The organism is Pseudoxanthomonas sp. SGT-18, from assembly GCF_003931645.1.
In the GTDB taxonomy this organism is placed as follows: Bacteria; Pseudomonadota; Gammaproteobacteria; order Xanthomonadales; family Xanthomonadaceae; genus Pseudoxanthomonas.
This window is the reverse complement of record NZ_RRYJ01000007.1, coordinates 23,543-41,113: the sequence shown is the minus strand read 5'-3', so window position 1 is coordinate 41,113 and position 17,571 is coordinate 23,543. Positions and strand designations below refer to the sequence as shown.

Below are 17,571 nucleotides of genomic sequence, written 5' to 3'. Positions count from 1 at the left end.
CGCGCAGTATAGCGGACCGCGGGGCGGCTAAGCGGCCGGATCGGTACACAGCCGGCGTTCCTCGCGCCGGGTCCAGCCTGCCGGGCCGCTGGCCCCGTCCTCCGGCACGAATACGTGGCAGCGCAGCAGCGGGTGCTGGTAGACGTGCAGCGACACGGCCACCGCGTCGGCCTGCGGATTGCGGATGGCGTGGTATTCGTGCGGCGGGATCAGGCTACCGGCCGAGCCGGGCGCGGCCTCGATGTCGTCCACCGCCTCGAACCGCCAGCGTTCGCCCTCGCGGGCCAGCGGCTCGTAGCGGGTGATGGCCAGACGGCCATGCCACACGCCCTCCACACACCAGGCGCCGTCGTGGTCGTGGATATGGGTGCCCTGGCCGGACCCCCAGGTCATCGCCACCACGCTGTAGCCCAGGTCCGGGCTGGTGTAGAGCTCGCGCCGGGCGTAGTGGTCGCAGATCGGCTGCAGCACCTGCGGCGGCAGGCCGACCTCGCGGTCGGCGAACAGCGCGACCAGGGTGCGGCGCAGGGCCGCGGTCACCGCCTGGCATTCGCCCAGCGCCACGGCCGCGTCCAGCGCGGCCACCATCTTGTGCTTGCCTGGGAAGTCCACGCCATCGCCTGCCGGAACGTACGCGGCGGCAGGGTAGCGGCGCGGACGTTAGAAGTATGTTTCGAAGGAAACGATCATAGCCGATCGAGGAAGCCGCGGACCGCCGGGCCGAAGCGCTCGAAATCCACCAGGAAGGCATCGTGGCCCTGCGGCGAGTCCATGCCCAGGAACTGTGCATCGGCGCCGCCGCGGGCCAGGCCCTCGGCCACTTCCTGCTGCTGCTGCACCGGGAACAGGATGTCGGTGCTGGCGCCGATCGCCAGCGCGCGCTCGATGCGGACCGTGGCCAGCCCGGCCAGCACGTCGCCGTTGCCGTACTCGGCCACGTCGAACCAGTCCATCGAGCGGCTCAGGTACAGGTAGCAATTGGGGTCGTAGCGGCGCACGAAGCGCCGGGCATGGCCTTCCAGGTAGCTTTCGACCTGGAATTCCAGGCCGAACGGGTCTTCCTCGCCATTGCCGTTGGCGAACGGCGAGCTCTGGTCCAGGCGCACGCGGCCGAAGCGGCCGTCCCATTCCAGCGCCGAGCGGTAGGTGATCACGCCCAGCTTGCGGGCGATGCGCATGCCCGACTCGGGCCAGGTGTCGTGGTCGTAGTTGCCGCCGTTCCAGTTCGGGTCCAGGCGGATGGCCTCGCGCTGCAGCGAGCGCACGGCGATGGAGAAGGGCAGGGCGCGCGCGCTGCCGGAGATGTTGATGTGGCTGCGGGCGATGCCCGGGTGGCGCAGCAGCAGCCCGAGCGCGGTCATGCCGCCCATCGAATTGCCGATCACGCAGGCCAGCTGGCCGATGCCCAGGCCGCGCACCACCGCGGCCGCGGCATCGGCCACGTCCTCGATCGACAGCTCCGGGAACGCCAGCCGGTAGGGCTGGCCGGTGGCCGGATCCAGCGAGGCCGGGCCGGTGGAGCCCTTGCAGCTGCCCAGCGCGTTGACGCAGATGACGAACCAGCGCCCGGTATCGATCGGCTTGCCGGGGCCGAGCATGGCTTCCCACCAGCCCGGCGCGGGATCGTGCGGGCCGGAGGCGGCATGCGCGTCCGGCGACAGGCCGGTGAGGATCAGCACCGCGTTGTCGCGGCCGGGCGCCAGGGTGCCCCAGGTTTCGTAGGCCACGCGTGCGCCGTGCAGCACGCCGCCGCGCTTCATCGGGAAGGGCGAGGGCAGCGCATGGAAGCGGCTGCCGGGCGGGATGAACTCGTATGCGGACGCCGATGCCATAGGCGGCGCAGTGTAACGGCATCGCCCGCGCGCCGCTGGCGCCGGTGACGGCTGAAACGATCCGCGCGGCCGCGCGGCGCTCAGGGTGCCGGCGCGCCGATGACCAGTTCGACCGCCTCGCCGGCCGGCAGGCGTACCCGCACCGGGGCCGATTCCACGTCGCCCTCGCCGCGGCTGGCGCTGCCGGCGGCGGAAATCCGCGCCAGCACCTCGACCTCCTGCAGCGCCGACAGCTTCTGCGTCGGCATCGGGCTGTCGCGGTCGTCCAGCACCACCTCCAGCGGCAGGTCGCGCACGCGGTGGCGCTCCACCGCCACCGGCATCGGCGGGCCGCCGGGCACGCGCGCCAGCACGAACACCACCGCCTCGCCGTCCGGCTGCGCGCGTGCGGCGTATTCCGGATCCAGCGCCACCTTCACGGTCAGGCTGGTGCCGGGCGCCGGCGCGGCCGGCGCATCCAGCGGCGGCAGGCCGGCATCGGCGCGCGCCGCGTCGATCTGCAGCCGCAGGCTGCGCGCGGTGGCCTCGTCCACGCCCGGCAGCAGCGCTTCCCAGGTGCGCGCGGCCGCGGCGGCCTGGCCGGCCTGGCGTTGGGCCACGCCGATGAACCAGCCGGCGCGGGCATGCCCGGGCACCAGCTGGCGCGCACGCTGCAGCCAGGCCACGGCCTGTTCGTCGAACAGGCGTTGCGGATGGGCCAGGGCGCGGGCCTCGGCGGCGTCGACCAGCAGGTCGGGTTCGTCGGGCGCGTAGTCCAGGGCGCGGGCATAGGCGTCGCGCGCGGCGGCGGCATTGCCCAGGGCGGCCTGGGAGCGGCCCAGCAGCACCCAGCCCTCGGGCTGGGCCGGATTGCGTTCCAGTTCGGCGGCCAGCTGCGCCACCGCGTCCTCCAGGCTTTGCGGCGCGTCCGCCGCGGCCACCGGCGCGCGCAGCGCCGCCGGCGTGCCTACCGCCAGGTACAGCCCGCCGGTGCCGGCGCACAGGGCCAGCGCGCCGACCGCGACCGCCAGCGGCCGGCCCAGCGGCCGCAGTACCCACAGCGCCACGGCCAGGACCACGGCCACGGCCAGCAGGGCGAACAGCAGCACGGAGGTGTTCACCATTCCTGCTCCGGGGGATCGTCGTCTTCGCGCGCGGGCGCGGCCTGGGCACGGCGGCGCACGATGCTCCACACCACCGCCGCGCCACCCAGCAGCACCAGGCCGGGACCGAACCACAGCAGCCAGGTATGGCGGTCCACCCTGGGCCGGTACAGCACGAACTCGCCGTAGCGTTCGACCAGGTGCTGCTTGATCTGGGCGTCGCTGCGGCCCTGGCGCATCAGCGCCAGCACCTCGCGGCGCATGTCCTGGGCGATCTGCGCGTTGGAGTCGGCCAGCGACTGGTTCTGGCACATCACGCAGCGCAGCTCGGAGGCCAGGGCGTGGAAGCGGGTTTCCTCGGCGGCGTCGCGGAAGCCCGGTGGTGCCTGGTCGCCGGCGGCCTGGGCGAAGGCGGCCGGCGCTTGCGCCAGGGCCAGCGCCGCGGCCAGCAGCAGGCACGGCGCGCGGGCGGCCATGGCGCTCACCGGCCGCGCTCCACCTGCTCCAGCGCCGGCAGCAGGCGTTCGGCCACGACCTGCTCGGTCAGCGGGCCGGTGTGCTTCCAGCGCACCACGCCGGCGCCGTCGACCAGGAAGGTCTCCGGCGCGCCGGCCACGCCCCAGTCCAGCACGTAGCGGCCCTCGTAGTCGGCCAGCACCACGAAGAACGGGTTGCCGAACTGTTCCAGCCAGCGCAGCGCGTCCTCCGGCTCGTCCTTCCAGTTGTAGCCGACCACGCGCACGCGGCGGGTCTCGGCGAAGCGGGTCAGCACCGGGTGCTCCTCGCGGCAGGCCACGCACCAGCTGCCCCAGACGTTGAGCACGTAGGGCGCGCCGCGCAGCTCGGCCGAGCCCATCTGCACCGACGGGTCGTGCAGCACCGGCAGCACGAATTCCGGCGCCGGCTTGCCGATCAGGGCCGAGGGCAGCACGTCGCGGTCGGCGTCGCCGGAGCGCATCACCCCGTGCAGCATCAGTCCCAGCAGGCCAAGGAAGAACAGGGCGCCGATCACCACGGCGACCACCGGCAGGCCCTGCGGTTTGTGCGGAGTGTTCATGCGGTCTTCTCCTTGGTGGCGCGGCGGAAGCGGCGGTCGCCGGCGGCCACCAGGCCGCCGAGCGCCATCAGCGCCGCACCGCCCCAGATCCAGCGTACGAACGGCTTGACGTGCACGCGCACCGCCCAGGCGCCGTCGCCGAGCGACTCGCCCAGGGCGACGTAGACGTCGGCGGCCAGCCCGGGGCGGATGCCGGCCTCGGTCATCACCTGGCCGCCGCTGGCATAGGCGCGCTTCTCCGGGTGCAGCAGGGCCAGCGGGCGGCCATCGCGCAGCACCTGCACGTGGCCGCGGTCGGCCAGGTAATTGGGGCCGCGCAGCCGGTCCACGCCCTCGAAGCGGAAGGCATAGCGGCCGAGCTCCAGGGCCTGGCCCGGCTTCAGCGCCACTTCGCGCTGCACGTTCTGCGCCTCGACCAGCAGGGCCCCGACCACGAACACGGCCAGGCCCAGATGGGCCAGGACCATGCCCCACATCTCGGCGGTCAGGCGGCCGCTGTTGCGCAGCCGCGCCCAGACGAAGCGCAGCGTGCCCAGCCCGACCCAGGCCGCGCCGGCGACGCCGGCCGCGGTCTTCCAGCTGCCCTGCGGCGCGGCGAAGTACGCCACCGCGCCGGCGACCAGGGCCAGGCCCAGCCACGGCAGCAGCAGCGCCGCGACCTTGGAGGCCTGGTCGCGCTGCCAGCGCACCAGCGGGCCCAGCGGCACCAGCGCCAGCAGCGGCGCCATCAGCACGAAGAACAGCAGGCCGAAGTAAGGCGGGCCGACCGAGATCTTGCCCAGCTCCAGCGCATCGGCCAGCAGCGGGTACAGCGTGCCCAGCAGGATCATCGCGCACGCGCTGGCCAGCAGCAGGTTGTTCAGCAGCAGCAGGGTCTCGCGCGAGGCCGGGCGGAAGCCGGCGCCAGGGTCCAGGCGCCCGGCGCGCAGCGCGTACAGCAGCAGCGAGCCGCCGATCACCAGGCCCAGGAACACCAGGATGAACAGGCCGCGGGACGGATCGGCGGCGAAGGCATGGACGCTGGTCAGCACGCCCGAGCGCACCAGGAAGGTGCCCATCAGCGACAGCGAGAACGCGGCGATGGCCAGCAGCAGGGTCCAGCCGGGGAAGCTGCCGCGCTTCTCGGTCACCGCCTGCGAGTGGATCAGCGCGGCGCCCACCAGCCAGGGCATGAACGCGGCGTTCTCCACCGGGTCCCAGAACCACCAGCCGCCCCAGCCCAGCTCGTAGTACGCCCACCAGCTGCCCAGGGCGATGCCCACGGTCAGGAACGCCCAGGCGACGTTGGTCCACGGCCGCACCCAGCGCAGCCAGCGCGCATCGATGTGGCCATCGAGCAGGGCGGCGATGGCGAAGGCAAACGGCACCGAGAACCCGGCCCAGCCGACGTACTGCATCGGCGGGTGGATGATCATCCCGGGGTCCTGCAGCAGCGGGTTGAGGTCGCGGCCCTCGGCCGCCGCCGGCAGCAGGCGCTCGAACGGGTTGGAGGTGAAGATCAGGAAGGCGAGGAAGCCGCAGGCGACGATGCCCAGCACCCCCAGCACCCGCGCCACCACCGCCTGCGGCAGGGCGCGGGAGAAGGCCGCCACCAGCGCGTTCCAAACGCACAGCACCAGCACCCACAGCAGCAGCGAGCCCTCGTGCGAGCCCCACACCGCCGTGTAGCGGTAGACCATGGGCAGCAGCGAGTTGGAATTGGTGGCCACGTAGCGGACCGAGAAGTCCTGCGACACGAAGGCCCAGGTCAGCAGGGCGAAGGCGCCGCCGACCAGGGCCAGCATCGCGTAGCTGGCCGGGCGGGCCACGGCCATCAGACGCGGTTCGCCGCGGTGGGCGCCGGCCAGCGGCAGCAGCGCCTGCAGCGCGGCCACCAGCAGCGCCAGGGCCATCAGCACCTGGCCCAGTTCAGGCAGCATGGCTGCCTCCTGCGGCATGACAGGAAGCTTGCGTTCCCCGGGCGGACGTCCCGACGCGGGCCAGGGCCATCACTGCTGTTCGGTCCCGGGTGCCGGCACCTGCACCTCGTGCTTCTGGTGCGCCACGCCCATCTTGTCGGCCACTTCCTTGGGCATGTAGGTCTCGTCGTGCTTGGCCAGCACGTTCTCGGCCACGAACACGCCGTCTTCCATGCGCCCGGTGGCCACCACCGCCTGGCCCTCGCGGAACAGGTCGGGAAGGATGCCGGTATAGCGCACCGGCAGCTGCGCATCGCCGTCGGTGACGCGGAAGCTGGCTTCCATGGAGCCGGCGGCGCGCTGGAACGAGCCCTTCTCGACCATGCCGCCGAGCCGGAAGCGGGCGCGTTCGCCGGCCTCGCCCCGCAGCACTTCGGCCGGGGTGTACAGGTAGGCGACATTGCGCTGGAGGGCCATGGCGACCAGGGCGGTGACCAGGCCGGAGGCCAGCACCACGACCAGCACCAGCAGCAGCCGGCGGCGGCGTTGCGGATTCATCGGGTCAACTCCACGTCCGCCGGGCGGGCGGACGACTTGCGGTCGCGGCGCGCGCGCAGGCGCGCGGCGCGCAGCTGGCGCCGGACCTGCAGCCGCGGCGCGAGGAAATCCCACAGGAACACGGCGGCGAACACGGCGTACGCGCCGACCACGTAGGGCAGGTAGCTCATGCGTCGCCTCCGGCCAGCTTGCGCACCCAGTCCTTGCCGGCCTCGCGCCGCAGGTTGTCGGCGCGGGCGCGCGCCAGCAGCGAGCCGGCGAACCAGAACTTGGTGCCGGCCACCATCCACCACAGCGGCGCCATCATGCTCGGATCCATGCTGGACTGGCCGAACACGCGGATGGTCTGGCCCTGGTGCAGCGAATCCCACCACTCCACCGAGTAGCGGATGATCGGCAGCAGGGCGACGCCGACGATGGCCAGCAGTCCGGCGGCGCGGGCCGAGGCACGGCGGTCGTCGCCGGCGTGGTACAGGCCGATCACGCCCAGGTACAGGAACAGCAGGATCAGCTCGGTGGTCAGGCGCGGATCCCAGTCCCACCAGGTACCCCACATCGGCTTGCCCCAGATCGAGCCGGTGGCCAGGGTGATCACGGTGAAGCCGGCGCCGATCGGCGCGCAGGCCATGGCCAGCACCTCGCACAGCTTGATCCGCCAGACCAGGCCGATGGCCGCATAGAGGGCCATCAGCGCGAACACGAACAGGCTCATCCAGGCCGAGGGCACGTGGATGTAGAGGATCCGGGCGCTGTCGCCCTGCTGGTAGTCGGCCGGCACCTGGAACAGCGCCAGCCAGGCGCCCACGGCCAGGGTCAGCAGCGCCGCGCCCCAGCACCACGGGGCCCAGCGCGCCGCGAAGCGGTCGAAGTACGGCGGTGAGCCGAGGAGGTGGAACCAGCGGATCACCGGGTTCATGGAAGGGGTCGCATCGCTCGCAGTTGGCGCCGGCGGGCGGAAGCCTGCCGGACGGGCTCGTTCAGGGCATTTTTCCAGACTGGCCCCCATGGGCCAAGCCGGACGCATGGACAAAATGTCCACCCCGACGGGCGCATCCGGCGCTGCGGGGCGGTTCGGTACGCGGCCCATGCTGCGGCCCGTGGCGACATTCTGCCTTGATCAGGCGCAATGCGCCGGTTCAGCCCTGGGCGATGCGGATCGCCGCGGCCGCGGCCAGTGGCGCCAGCACCGCGCTGGCGACCAGGCCGGCGCCCATCAACAGCAGCGCGCCGGTGGGGTCCAGGCCCTGCGCGGCGGCGGCCACGCTGCCGGCGCCGAACACCAGGACCGGCACGTACAGCGGCAGCGCCAGCAGGGCGACCAGGATGCCAGAGCGCTTCAGCCCCACGGTCAGGGCGGCGACCACCGCGCCCAGCAGGCTCAGGATCGGCGTGCCCAGCAGCAGGGTCAGCATCAACACCGGCAGCTGCGCCCGCGGCAGGTACAGGAACTCGCCCAGCACCGGCACCACCAGCAGCAGCGGCACGGTGGTGGTCAGCCAGTGGCCGAAGGTGCGCACCGCCACCAGCCAGGGCAGCGGTACCGGCGCCAGCAGCCACTGCTCCAGCGAGCCGTCCTCGGCATCGCCGCGGAACAGGCTGTCCAGCGACAGCAGGCCGGCCAGCAGTACCGCCACCCAGATCGCATAGGGGGCGACGTGGTCGCGCAGGATCTCGCGTCCGCCGCCCATGGCCAGGGCGAACATCACCACCACCAGCAGGGCGAACAGGGCCGGCTGCAGGGCGTCGCCGCGGCGGCGCCAGACCAGGCGCAGGTCGCGCAGCAGCAGGGCGCGGGCCGACTGGCGCAGGCCGGGCGCGGCGCTCATGCCTGGCCTCCCAGCAGCAGCATGCGGGTGCGCACCGGCGGCGCGGCATAGGCGCCGTGGGTGGTGACCAGGGCGGCGCCGCCATCGCGCAGGTGCGCGGAAATCATGCGGTTGACCAGGTTGATGCCGTCCAGGTCGAGGTTGGCGTAGGGCTCGTCCAGCAGCCACAGCGGCGCCGGCGACAGCCACAGCCGGGCCAGGGTCACGCGCTTCTTCTGCCCGGCCGACAGCTGCCGGGCCGGGGCGTCCTCGTAGCCGGCCATGCCGGTAATCTCCAGCGCCGCCTCGATCTGCTGGCCCTCGCGGCGGCCGTGCAGGCCGCACAGGAAGCGCAGGTTCTCCAGCACCGTCAGTTCGCCCTTCAGCGCCGGGAGGTGGCCCAGGTAGGCCACGGCGCGGGCGCGCAGCTCGGGCGAGGCGGGCTTGCCCTGGACCAGGACCTGGCCGGCGTCTGCGCGGAGCAGCCCGGCCAGCACCCGTAGCAGGGTGGTCTTGCCCACGCCGTTGCCGCCTTGCACCAGCAGCGCCTCGCCGGCATCGACGGCGAAATCCAGCGGGCCGAACACCGGCTCCTCGTTGCGGGCGAACGCCAGGCCATGGGCGGCCAGCAGCGGGGCGTGGGCGGTATCGGTCATCGCCGCGCATTGTAGCCGCGGGCGCTGGCGTGGCACTTGCCCGCACGCATTGCGTGGAGATGGCGCGTCCGGTAGCAAGCCGCCGGTCCTCTACCCACGGAGGAAGGCCAGGGGGTGGGGGCGGGATGCCGGGGTGTGGGCTGCGCCGGGGGACCGGCCCTCTCCTCCGATCCCCTCGTAGTGGGAGGGAGGGCGCCTACGGGGCTGGGACGACCCACTTCACGCAGCCCGTGTCGATGCCCTCCAGTCCTTCCGCCGGCGGCGCGAGGTACATCCGCAGCCTGACTGCCTCGCCAGCCCGCCAGTGCAGCACGCCCGCCTGGCCGAAGCGGCGGGCGAGGGCATCGGTGTCGGCGGTGGACAGGTCGGCGACCAGCCACCCCGGCTCCGGCCAGTTGCCTTCGGCGTCGCTGGCGAGGGTGGGCAGGCGGCGCAGGCCGAGGGCATCCAGCTCCGCCTGCAGGGCGGCGTCGGCCTGGCGGTTGTCCGCCTCGGGGCGCGGCCGCGAGCCGGGGTTCCAGGCAGTGATCACGGTCCAGCAGGTGGCCGGCAGGGCCGCGGCCAGCGCCGGCGGGGCGCGGTGTCCGGGCCGGAGCAGGCAGCTTCCGCCCGGGGCCAGGACCTCGTAGCGGGCGTCCAGGTAAGCCGCCAGCAGTTCCCCCGGGGCAGGCGGCGTGGCGGGAATGTGCTTATGCGCCATGGCCCATCATCCCCCGGCGGCCGCATTGCGTACACTCGCCCCTCCACGCGACTCCCCCGACGCCGAGATGCCAGTACAGATCCCGCCGACCAAGCTGCCCCGGGTGGGCACCACCATCTTCACCGTGATGTCGCAGCTGGCGGCCGAGCACGGGGCGGTCAACCTGGGCCAGGGTTTCCCGGACTTCCCGGTGCCGCAGCGGCTGGTGGACGAGCTGGACCGGGCCATGCGCGAGGGCCACAACCAGTACGCGCCGATGACCGGCGCGCCGGTGTTGCGCCAGGCGATCGCCGCCAAGGTACTGCGCTGCTACGGCGCGCAGGTTGATCCGGACGGCGAGATCACCGTCACCAGCGGCGCCACCGAAGCCATCTTCAATGCCATCCACGCGGTGGTGCGCCCGGGCGAGGAAGTAATCGTGCTCGACCCGGCCTACGACTGCTACGAGCCGGCAATCGAGCTGGCCGGTGCGCGCGCCGTGCACGTGCCGCTGGACCCGACCACCTTCGCCGTGGACTGGGAGCGGGTGCGTGCCGCGGTCACGCCGAAGACCCGGCTGCTGATGATCAACAGCCCGCACAATCCCTCCGGCGCCATGTTCAGCGCCGACGACATGCGCGAGCTGGCCGCGCTGCTGGACGGCACTCGCATCCTGCTGGTGTCCGACGAGGTCTACGAGCACATCGTGTTCGACGGCCGCCGCCACGAGTCCGTGCTGCGCTGGCCGCAGCTGCGCGAGCGCGCCTTCGTCGTGTCCAGCTTCGGCAAGACCTACCACTGCACCGGCTGGAAGGTGGGCTACGCCATCGCCCCGCCGGCGCTGAGCGCCGAGTTCCGCAAGGTGCACCAGTACAACGTGTTCTGCACCTTCGCCCCGGCCCAGCACGCCTTCGCGGCGATGATCCGCGACGAACCGGAGCACGACCAGCAACTGGGCGCGTTCTACCAGGCCAAGCGCGACCGCTTCCGCGGGCAGCTGCTGGGCACCCGGCTCAAGCCGCTGCCGGTGCCGGGCGGCTACTTCCAGCTGGTGGACTATTCGGAGGTCAGCGACCTGCCGGACCACGAGTTCGTGAAGTGGCTGACCATCGAGAAGGGCGTGGCCGCGATCCCGCTGTCCCCGTTCTACGAGAACCCGCCCCCGGGCCAGCGCCTGGCCCGCCTGTGCTTTGCCAAGAACGAGGCAACGCTGGACGCGGCAATCGAGCGCCTCCAGGCACTGTGATTGGGGATTGGTGATTCGTGATTCGAAGGAGCGGAACCACATGATCGCTATCTGTCCGACACCCCCAGCAAGTCGCCCTTTCGCCAATCACTAATCATCAATTACGAATCACGAGCCCAGCAATGCAGGATTTGCGCATCTCCCTCGTCCAGGGCGACACCCGCTGGCACGATCCGGCGGCCAACCGCGAGTACTACGGGGCGCTGGTGGCGCCGCTGGCCGGGGCCACCGACCTGGTGGTGCTGCCGGAGACCTTCACCAGCGGCTTCTCCAACGAGGCGATCGACCGCGCCGAGGGCATGGACGGACCGACCGTGGCCTGGATCCGGGAGCAGGCGGCCAAGCTGGGGGCGGCGGTCACCGGCAGCGTGCAGCTGCGCACGGAGGAGGGCGTGTTCAACCGCCTGCTGTGGGCCACGCCCGACGGCGCGCTGGCGCACTACGACAAGCGCCACCTGTTCCGCTACGCCGGCGAGCACAGGCGCTATGCGCCGGGGCGGCAGCGCCTGACCGTGGAGTGGAAGGGCTGGCGGATCAATCCGCAGGTCTGCTACGACCTGCGCTTCCCGGTGTTCTGCCGCAACCGCTACGGGGTGGAGCGGCCGGACGGGATGGATTTCGACCTGCAGGTGTTCGTCGCCAACTGGCCCGCGCCGCGCGCGCATGCCTGGAAGACCCTGGCGCGGGCGCGGGCGATCGAGAACCTGTGCTACGTGGCCGCGGTCAACCGCGTCGGCCGCGACGGCAACGGCCTGGAGTACAGCGGCGACAGCGCGGTGATCGACTTCCTCGGCCAGGACCAGGTCGAGGCCCATGGCCGCGAGCAGGTGCTGACCACCACGCTTTCGGCCGCGGCCCTGGCCGCGCACCGCGAGCACTTCCCGGCCATGCTCGACGCCGACCCGTTCGAACTGCGCGACCCGGCCCGCTGAACCGCGGCCGACGGATGGCGGCCCCGGTGCACGGCACGGCGACGGAAGCCTGCTATATGCTCCGCCGCATGACCCTTCCGGAGGCTGCCATGATCCGACGTCCGCGTTCCGCTTCCCGTTTCCTGGCCACCGCCCTGGCGCTTGGCCTCGGCGTGCTGGCACTGCCCCAGGCACAGGCCGGCGAAGTGGACTGCAAGCTGCGCTTCAACCTGGAAGGCTGGTCGGTGTTCTACAAGACCGCCACCGGCACCGGCGTCATTACCTGCGACAACGGCGCCAGCCGCGCGGTGAGGATCACCGCCAAGGGCGGCGGCCTGACCTTCGGCAAGTCGAAGATCGAGAACGGCGTGGGCGAGTTCTCCGGCGTCAACAGCATCGCCGAGACCCTGGGCACCTATGCCGCGGCCGAGGTGCACGCCGGCGCGGCCAAGTCCAGCAAGGCCCAGGTCATGACCAAGGGCGATGTTTCCCTGGCGCTGGCCGGCACCGGCAAGGGCTGGGACCTGGGTGTCGCGTTTGGCAAGTTTGTGATCGAGTGATTCGGGATTCGGGATTCGGGATTCGGGATTCGGGATTCGGGATTCGGTGAGCCCGGGTCCGGAGGGCCGCGGGGCTGGCGGAGTGGTCGCGATCGCTCTTCTGATGCGCTCGTGATGCGCAGGCGATAACCGGGCAGGAACCGGTTCCGCATCGGCCGCGAGCGGAGTTTCCAGGCCCCGGAAACGGACCTGCCCGCGCTGGGCGGGCAGGTGGGTGCGGCTCCGTGGAGCCGCGATCGGACCAGCGGGGCTTAGCCCTGGCGCGGGCCGCGGCCGCCACGGCCGCCGCCACCCGGACGGCCGCCGCCACCGGGGCGCTTGGCGCGGTTGCCGGCGTTGCCGCGTGGGCCGCGGTCCTGGCCCGGGGTGGCGTGGTCGGAGGGGAAGTGCACGGCGTTGCCCGGATGGCCATAGGGACGCGCCGCCTTGCGCGCGCCCTGGCCGGCGCCCGGCTTGCCGGAGCGCTTGCCGCCCGGGCCGGCGTTGCGGTGGCCGCTGGGGCCGGTGGCCACGCCCTCGGGCACGTACCAGGTGCGGAATGCGGCCGGGTTGCCGTCCGGCAGCGGCTTCAGCGCGCCCTTCTGCTTGCGCTGCTTGAACGGCTTCTGCGACTGCTTGGCCGCCATCTCGCCGCTGACGGTGAGGCCGCCGTGCGGCTTCTTGCTGCCGCGGCCGCCGCGACGGTCCTCGCGCACGTGGTCGAAGCGGCGCAGTTCGCGGCCCTCGTCGGCGGTGTTGTGGCCGTTGACGTAGGCCTGCCCGCCCTGGCGCACGTGCAGCGCGGTCTTGGCCGCGCGGCGCTGGCCAATCACCGGCTGCAGGGTCAGGGTGGAGGGCGCGTTGGCGTCCAGGCCCAGCTCGCGGCGCAGGGCGTCGACCTGCTCCTGCGGCAGTTCCTGCGACTGCCCGCGCAGCAGCTCGCGCGGCAGGCTGATGTTGCCGTAGCGCACGCGCTTGAGGCGGCTGACCTGGCAGCCCTGCGATTCCCACAGGCGGCGCACTTCGCGGTTGCGGCCTTCCTTGACCACGACCTTGAACCAGTCGTGCGAGTCGGTGCCGCCGATGCGCTCGATCTGGTCGAACTTGGCCGGGCCGTCCTCCAGGGCCACGCCGCGGGCGAGGCGGTCGACCACGTTGTCCGGCACGCGCTCCTGGCCTTCCGGTGCGCGCACGCGCACCACGTACTCGCGCTCGACCTCGTGCGAGGGATGCATCATCGCGTTGGCGATCTCGCCGTCGGTGGTCAGCAGCAGCAGGCCGGTGGTGTTGATGTCCAGGCGGCCGATCGCGATCCAGCGCGCGCCCTTGAGCCGCGGCAGCGACTCGAAGATGGTCGGGCGGCCCTCGGGATCCTCGCGGGTGGTCACTTCGCCTTCGGGCTTGTTGTAGACCAGCACGCGCGCCGGCTCGGTCAGGGCCGAGGCCACGAAGGCCTTGCCGTCGAGTTCGACGCGGTCGCCGCTGCGGATGCTCTGGCCGACCTGCGCGACCTCGCCGTTGACCTTCACCAGGCCGTCGGCGATGCGCTGCTCCAGCGCGCGGCGCGAGCCGAGGCCGGCCTGGGCCAGGACCTTGTGCAGGCGCTCCTCGATCTTCGCGGCCGGGGCGGCGTCCTCGCTGCGCTTGAGCGAGAGCTTGCCGAGGGTCTTGCGTGGGGTTGTTTCAGTCATGGGTATTGCTCCGGCCTTCGGTATCGTCCGGGGCCTGGGTTGCGGGACCGGCGGCCGTATCGGCGGCCTCCGGCGAGTGGGGGGTGTCCTGGGCGGCGGCATCGGCCGCGCCTGCATCGGTTGCCGCCTGGGCGTTGGCGCCGGCCTGGCCCTCGGCGGGGTTCGCGTCCGCGTCCTGCGGCTGCGCCCCGGCGTCGCCGGCGTCGTTGGCGGAGACGCCGGCCGCGGCCGGGGCCGCGTCCGGATCCAGCGGCAGTTCCGGTTCCAGCTCGCCGATGTCCTTCAGTTCGGACAATGGCGGCAGTTCGTCCAGCCGCTTGAGGCCGAAGTAGTCCAGGAACTGCTTGGTGGTGCCGTACAGGGCCGGGCGGCCCGGCACGTCGCGGTGGCCGACCACGCGGATCCACTCCCGTTCCTCCAGCGCCTGGATGATGTTGCTGCTCACCGCCACGCCGCGCACCTGCTCGATCTCGCCGCGGGTGATCGGCTGGCGGTAGGCGATCAGCGCCAGGGTCTCCAGGGTGGCGCGGGTGTAGCGGGTCTTGCGCTCGGTCCACAGGCGGGCCACCCAGGGGTGGACCTCGGCCTTGACCTGGAAGCGGAAGCCGGAGGCAACCTCCACCAGCTCCACGCCGCGGTCGGCGCAGGCCTCGCGTAGCTGTTCCAGGGCCGTTTCCACGGCCCCCGGCGGGATCGGTTCGTCCTCCGGGAACAGGCCGCGCAGCTGCGCCAGCGGCAGGGGCTGGTTGGCCGCCAGCAGGGCAGCCTCGACGATGCGGTTGATCAGCGCCTGGTCCATGAATCTCGCAGGATCGGTTGAAGGGTGGGGCGGGCTTACTCTTCCGCCGCGGCGGAGGAGTCGTCGCCTTCGTCGAACTCGCTGTGGAATTCGAGCGGGGCATTGGTGTTGCCGACCGCCAGCGACTTGACGTAGATCGGCGCCAGCGGTGCGTCCTGGACGATGTCCAGCAACTGCTCCTTGGCCAGCTCGAGCATGGCCAGGAAGGTCACCAGCACGCCCAGGCGGCCTTCCTCGGGGGTGAACAGCGACTCGAAGCGGTGGAAGCGGCCGTCGTCCAGCCGCTGCAGCACCTCGCCCATGCGCTGGCGGACGCTCAGCGCCTCGCGCCGGATGGCGTGGCCGCTGAACAGCTCGGCCCGGCGCAGCACGTCGTGCAGGGCCAGCAGCATCTCGCGCAGGTCCACCGGCGGCGGCAGGCGGATGGCCTGGCGGTCCGGCACGTGGGCCTGCACCGGCAGGGTGTCGCGTTCCATGCGCGGCAGCGCGTCCAGGTCCTCGGCCGCCTGCTTGAAGCGCTCGTACTCCTGCAGGCGGCGCACCAGCTCGGCGCGCGGGTCGGCTTCCTCGCCGTCCTCGTTCACCGGCCGCGGCAGCAGCATCCGTGACTTCACCTCGGCCAGGATCGCGGCCATCACCAGGTACTCGGCGGCCAGCTCGAAGCGCAGGTCCTGCATCACGTTGATGTAGTCCACATACTGCCGGGTGATCTCGGCGACCGGGATGTCCAGGATGTCCAGGTTCTGGCGGCGGATCAGGTACAGCAGCAGGTCAAGCGGGCCCTCGAACGCGTCGAGGATGACTTCCAGCGCATCCGGCGGGATGTACAGGTCCTGCGGGATCTGCAGCAGCGGCTGCCCGTGCACGATCGCCAGCGGCATTTCCTGCTGCTGCGGTGCGGACGGCTGCTGCGGCGTTTGCAGGGTCGCGTCTTGCGCGGGTTCGGAACTCATCTGCTCGGAAAGCCATGCCCGGGTAGGGGCGCACGCAGCGCCCCGGGGCGGGAACGCGGTGCCACCTGCGGATGGCGGACGTCGCCGTGGGGACGGGACGGGCGCCTGTAAGCACATCAATACAGGCCCAGGTCGCGCGGGGCGGCGGCCGGGTGCCGGGGAGGTCGTCTGCGTGGCGGTTCGCGGTCAGCGGATCGGTCGTCGGTCGGCCGGGTGTGGAGCGGGATACCGCGCCCGGATTCCCCTGTACGGGCTGGCAGCCCTTGCAGTCTGGAGCCGACGGGCCGCTGCTTCACGGCCGCATGTGGTGCCAAGGGTAAGCGCTGCCCGGCGGCGTGTCCAGCACCGCGGTGCATGGCCGGACAGGCGGCAGATACAATCCGGGCCAACGCGTGCGGGAGCCAGCCATGTGGTACGTGATCGAGGGACATGACGCCGAGGGCGCGCTGCCGCGCCGGCGCCAGGCGCGACCGGCGCACCTGGCGCGGCTGCAGGCCCTGCGCGAGGCCGGGCGCCTGCTGGTGGCCGGGCCTTGCCCGGCGATCGATGCCGAGGACCCGGGCCCGGCCGGCTTCAGCGGCAGCGTGGTGATCGCGCAGTTCGACTCGCTGCAGCAGGCGCGTGCCTGGGCCGGGGCCGATCCCTACGTCGAGGCCGGGGTCTACGCGCGCGTCGAGGTGCGGCCGTTCCTGCCGGTCCTGCGCTGAGGAACGCGTCGCGGAACCTTGACGCCGCCTTGGCGTCCCGCATGGAAACGTTTACATTCGCGTCACGTTTCCGCGCAGGAGCCGTCCGATGGTACGCCCGGTCGTCACGATCCGCGATGTCGCCCGCGAGGCCGGGGTCTCGGTGGCCACCGTCTCGCGCGCGCTCAACGGCCACGCCAACGTGGCCGAGCCGGTGCGCAAGCAGGTCGAGGCGGTGGCGCAGCGCCTGCGCTACAGCCCGCACGGCGCCGCGCGCAGCCTCAGCAGCCGCAGCACCCAGACCATCGGCGTGGTGCTGCCGGACCTGCATGGCGAGTTCTTCTCCGAGCTGATCCGCGGCATCGGCGCCGGCGCGCGCGCGCGCCGCAAGCACATGCTGCTGTCCAGCTACCACGGCGACCCCGAGCAGCAGGCCGCGGCGTTGCGCGCGATGCGCGGGCGGGTCGACGGCCTGCTGGTGATGTCGCCGTTCGCCGACCAGCCCGGGTTCCTCGAGGAGAACCTGCCGCCATTGCCCGCGGTGCTGGTCAACACCCACCAGGCCGAGCCGGCCTGGCCGGCGTTCGAGGTGGACAACCACGCCGGGGCGATGGCGATGACCGCGCACCTGCTCGCGCTGGGCCACCGCCGCATCGCCTTCATCGCCGGCCCGGAGCCCAACTACGACGCGCAGGAACGCCTGCGTGGCTTCCGCGAGGCCATCGCCGCGCATCCGGGCGCGAGCGGATGCGAGTACCCGGGCGATTTCGACGAGGCTTCGGGGCACCGCGCGGGGCAGGCGATCCTCGCCGCGGGCGAGCGTCCGCAGGCGGTGTTCGCGGCCAACGACATGATGGCGCTGGGCTGCCTTTACGCATTCGCGCAGGCCGGCGTACGGGTGCCGCAGGACATCGCGCTCGCAGGCTTCGACGACATCCCGCTGGCGCGTTTCGTTCACCCGTCCTTGACCACGATGCGAGTGAGTATCGCGCAACTCGGAGGACGCGCAGTGGAGCGCCTGCTCGACCAGATCGAAGCCGGCGCGGACGTGGCCGGACCCGCATCGGGCGAGGTGGCGGACCGGCACGTGCTGGCACCGGAACTGGTGGTGCGCGCATCCAGCGGGGGCCCGGAGCATCCCGCGTCCGGCACCGGTCCGGGCTAGACGAACGAAGGCCT

At 72.3% G+C, this 17,571-nt stretch carries 19 protein-coding genes and 1 pseudogene; 5 read left to right on the top strand and 15 right to left on the bottom strand.

The genetic code is table 11. From position 1 onward, the window contains the following. Window positions 1–27: 27 nt before the first annotated feature. The 12 genes from EIM47_RS10500 to EIM47_RS10445 all read right to left on the bottom strand — a co-directional run bounded on the left by EIM47_RS10500 (window position 28) and on the right by EIM47_RS10445 (window position 9,588). Window positions 28–588, bottom strand: coding sequence for a cysteine dioxygenase family protein (locus EIM47_RS10500; RefSeq protein WP_125076940.1), 561 nt, complete (start codon window positions 586–588; stop codon window positions 28–30). A gap of 98 nt (window positions 589–686) precedes the next feature. After that, window positions 687–1,832 carry a homoserine O-acetyltransferase gene (locus tag EIM47_RS10495; protein WP_125076862.1) on the bottom strand — a complete coding sequence of 382 codons (1,146 nt, stop codon included), beginning with the start codon at window positions 1,830–1,832 and terminating at the stop codon, window positions 687–689. Between the two features lie 80 nt (window positions 1,833–1,912). Continuing rightward, the gene (locus EIM47_RS10490; RefSeq protein ID WP_125076861.1) at window positions 1,913–2,935 is read right to left on the bottom strand and encodes a cytochrome C biogenesis protein; all 1,023 of its coding nucleotides are present in this window, start codon (window positions 2,933–2,935) and stop codon (window positions 1,913–1,915) included. Then, the gene (locus tag EIM47_RS10485; RefSeq protein ID WP_240626213.1) at window positions 2,929–3,399 is read right to left on the bottom strand and encodes a cytochrome c-type biogenesis protein; all 471 of its coding nucleotides are present in this window, start codon (window positions 3,397–3,399) and stop codon (window positions 2,929–2,931) included. The genes EIM47_RS10490 and EIM47_RS10485 overlap by 7 nt, the downstream gene beginning before the upstream one ends. Then, on the bottom strand, window positions 3,396–3,971 hold the full coding sequence (locus EIM47_RS10480; RefSeq protein ID WP_019397674.1) for a DsbE family thiol:disulfide interchange protein: 576 nt from the start codon (window positions 3,969–3,971) through the stop codon (window positions 3,396–3,398). The genes EIM47_RS10485 and EIM47_RS10480 overlap by 4 nt, the downstream gene beginning before the upstream one ends. After that, complete coding sequence (locus tag EIM47_RS10475) at window positions 3,968–5,890, bottom strand: heme lyase CcmF/NrfE family subunit (protein WP_028915271.1); 1,923 nt, start codon at window positions 5,888–5,890, stop codon at window positions 3,968–3,970. Before EIM47_RS10475 ends, EIM47_RS10480 begins: the two co-directional genes overlap by 4 nt. Before the next feature lie 69 nt (window positions 5,891–5,959). Then, a complete protein-coding gene (gene ccmE, locus EIM47_RS10470) occupies window positions 5,960–6,427 on the bottom strand; it encodes a cytochrome c maturation protein CcmE (protein ID WP_019397676.1) in 468 nt (155 codons plus the stop codon). Beyond that, on the bottom strand, window positions 6,424–6,597 hold the full coding sequence (gene ccmD, locus EIM47_RS10465; RefSeq protein ID WP_019397677.1) for a heme exporter protein CcmD: 174 nt from the start codon (window positions 6,595–6,597) through the stop codon (window positions 6,424–6,426). Before ccmD ends, ccmE begins: the two co-directional genes overlap by 4 nt. Next, window positions 6,594–7,343, bottom strand: coding sequence for a heme ABC transporter permease (locus EIM47_RS10460; protein WP_028915269.1), 750 nt, complete (start codon window positions 7,341–7,343; stop codon window positions 6,594–6,596). The genes ccmD and EIM47_RS10460 overlap by 4 nt, the downstream gene beginning before the upstream one ends. 220 nt (window positions 7,344–7,563) lie before the next feature. Then, a complete protein-coding gene (ccmB, locus tag EIM47_RS10455; RefSeq protein ID WP_125076860.1) occupies window positions 7,564–8,253 on the bottom strand; it encodes a heme exporter protein CcmB in 690 nt (229 codons plus the stop codon). Then, the gene (gene ccmA, locus EIM47_RS10450; RefSeq protein WP_028915267.1) at window positions 8,250–8,888 is read right to left on the bottom strand and encodes a heme ABC exporter ATP-binding protein CcmA; all 639 of its coding nucleotides are present in this window, start codon (window positions 8,886–8,888) and stop codon (window positions 8,250–8,252) included. The genes ccmB and ccmA overlap by 4 nt, the downstream gene beginning before the upstream one ends. A 196-nt stretch (window positions 8,889–9,084) precedes the next feature. Beyond that, the gene (locus EIM47_RS10445) at window positions 9,085–9,588 is read right to left on the bottom strand and encodes a DUF3293 domain-containing protein (RefSeq protein ID WP_019397681.1); all 504 of its coding nucleotides are present in this window, start codon (window positions 9,586–9,588) and stop codon (window positions 9,085–9,087) included. Window positions 9,589–9,655: 67 nt separating this feature from the next. Here EIM47_RS10445 and EIM47_RS10440 point away from each other — a divergent pair, with 67 nt between their 5' ends. The 3 genes from EIM47_RS10440 to EIM47_RS10430 all read left to right on the top strand — a co-directional run bounded on the left by EIM47_RS10440 (window position 9,656) and on the right by EIM47_RS10430 (window position 12,284). Continuing rightward, window positions 9,656–10,813 (top strand): pyridoxal phosphate-dependent aminotransferase, encoded by a 1,158-nt coding sequence (locus EIM47_RS10440; protein ID WP_125076859.1) that lies wholly within the window; start codon window positions 9,656–9,658, stop codon window positions 10,811–10,813. Window positions 10,814–10,935: 122 nt separating this feature from the next. Next, window positions 10,936–11,745, top strand: coding sequence for an amidohydrolase (locus EIM47_RS10435; protein WP_125076858.1), 810 nt, complete (start codon window positions 10,936–10,938; stop codon window positions 11,743–11,745). Window positions 11,746–11,834: 89 nt separating this feature from the next. Next, complete coding sequence (locus EIM47_RS10430; protein ID WP_019397684.1) at window positions 11,835–12,284, top strand: hypothetical protein; 450 nt, start codon at window positions 11,835–11,837, stop codon at window positions 12,282–12,284. Window positions 12,285–12,535: 251 nt separating this feature from the next. Here EIM47_RS10430 and rluB read toward each other — a convergent pair whose 3' ends face one another. The 3 genes and pseudogenes from rluB to EIM47_RS10415 form a co-directional block, all read right to left on the bottom strand. After that, window positions 12,536–13,954, bottom strand: a complete 1,419-nt coding sequence (gene rluB / locus EIM47_RS10425) for a 23S rRNA pseudouridine(2605) synthase RluB (protein ID WP_125076856.1) — start codon at window positions 13,952–13,954, stop codon at window positions 12,536–12,538. A 16-nt stretch (window positions 13,955–13,970) separates the two neighbouring features. Then, window positions 13,971–14,753 (bottom strand): annotated as a pseudogene (gene scpB, locus EIM47_RS10420) (SMC-Scp complex subunit ScpB); the annotation flags it as partial. Between the two features lie 35 nt (window positions 14,754–14,788). Continuing rightward, window positions 14,789–15,706: a ScpA family protein gene (locus tag EIM47_RS10415; RefSeq protein WP_019397687.1), complete on the bottom strand. Its 918-nt coding sequence runs from the start codon at window positions 15,704–15,706 to the stop codon at window positions 14,789–14,791. A gap of 407 nt (window positions 15,707–16,113) precedes the next feature. Between EIM47_RS10415 and EIM47_RS10410 the strand changes: the two genes are divergently transcribed. Continuing rightward, window positions 16,114–16,413 (top strand): YciI family protein, encoded by a 300-nt coding sequence (locus EIM47_RS10410; RefSeq protein ID WP_019397688.1) that lies wholly within the window; start codon window positions 16,114–16,116, stop codon window positions 16,411–16,413. A gap of 88 nt (window positions 16,414–16,501) precedes the next feature. Further along, a complete protein-coding gene (locus EIM47_RS10405) occupies window positions 16,502–17,557 on the top strand; it encodes a LacI family DNA-binding transcriptional regulator (RefSeq protein WP_028915264.1) in 1,056 nt (351 codons plus the stop codon). Window positions 17,558–17,571 lie beyond the last annotated feature (14 nt).

Coding starts and splice junctions, on each gene's coding strand:
- EIM47_RS10430 (WP_019397684.1), top strand. CDS start 11,835: ATGATCCGACGTCCGCGTTCCGCTTCCCGTTTCCTGGCCACCGCCCTG.
- ccmD (WP_019397677.1), bottom strand. CDS start 6,597: ATGAGCTACCTGCCCTACGTGGTCGGCGCGTACGCCGTGTTCGCCGCC.
- EIM47_RS10410 (WP_019397688.1), top strand. CDS start 16,114: ATGTGGTACGTGATCGAGGGACATGACGCCGAGGGCGCGCTGCCGCGC.
- EIM47_RS10445 (WP_019397681.1), bottom strand. CDS start 9,588: ATGGCGCATAAGCACATTCCCGCCACGCCGCCTGCCCCGGGGGAACTG.
- EIM47_RS10435 (WP_125076858.1), top strand. CDS start 10,936: ATGCAGGATTTGCGCATCTCCCTCGTCCAGGGCGACACCCGCTGGCAC.
- EIM47_RS10500 (WP_125076940.1), bottom strand. CDS start 588: ATGGTGGCCGCGCTGGACGCGGCCGTGGCGCTGGGCGAATGCCAGGCG.
- ccmB (WP_125076860.1), bottom strand. CDS start 8,253: ATGAGCGCCGCGCCCGGCCTGCGCCAGTCGGCCCGCGCCCTGCTGCTG.
- ccmA (WP_028915267.1), bottom strand. CDS start 8,888: ATGACCGATACCGCCCACGCCCCGCTGCTGGCCGCCCATGGCCTGGCG.
- EIM47_RS10475 (WP_028915271.1), bottom strand. CDS start 5,890: ATGCTGCCTGAACTGGGCCAGGTGCTGATGGCCCTGGCGCTGCTGGTG.
- rluB (WP_125076856.1), bottom strand. CDS start 13,954: ATGACTGAAACAACCCCACGCAAGACCCTCGGCAAGCTCTCGCTCAAG.
- EIM47_RS10460 (WP_028915269.1), bottom strand. CDS start 7,343: ATGAACCCGGTGATCCGCTGGTTCCACCTCCTCGGCTCACCGCCGTAC.
- EIM47_RS10405 (WP_028915264.1), top strand. CDS start 16,502: ATGGTACGCCCGGTCGTCACGATCCGCGATGTCGCCCGCGAGGCCGGG.
- EIM47_RS10440 (WP_125076859.1), top strand. CDS start 9,656: ATGCCAGTACAGATCCCGCCGACCAAGCTGCCCCGGGTGGGCACCACC.
- EIM47_RS10490 (WP_125076861.1), bottom strand. CDS start 2,935: ATGGTGAACACCTCCGTGCTGCTGTTCGCCCTGCTGGCCGTGGCCGTG.
- ccmE (WP_019397676.1), bottom strand. CDS start 6,427: ATGAATCCGCAACGCCGCCGCCGGCTGCTGCTGGTGCTGGTCGTGGTG.
- EIM47_RS10480 (WP_019397674.1), bottom strand. CDS start 3,971: ATGAACACTCCGCACAAACCGCAGGGCCTGCCGGTGGTCGCCGTGGTG.
- EIM47_RS10415 (WP_019397687.1), bottom strand. CDS start 15,706: ATGAGTTCCGAACCCGCGCAAGACGCGACCCTGCAAACGCCGCAGCAG.
- EIM47_RS10495 (WP_125076862.1), bottom strand. CDS start 1,832: ATGGCATCGGCGTCCGCATACGAGTTCATCCCGCCCGGCAGCCGCTTC.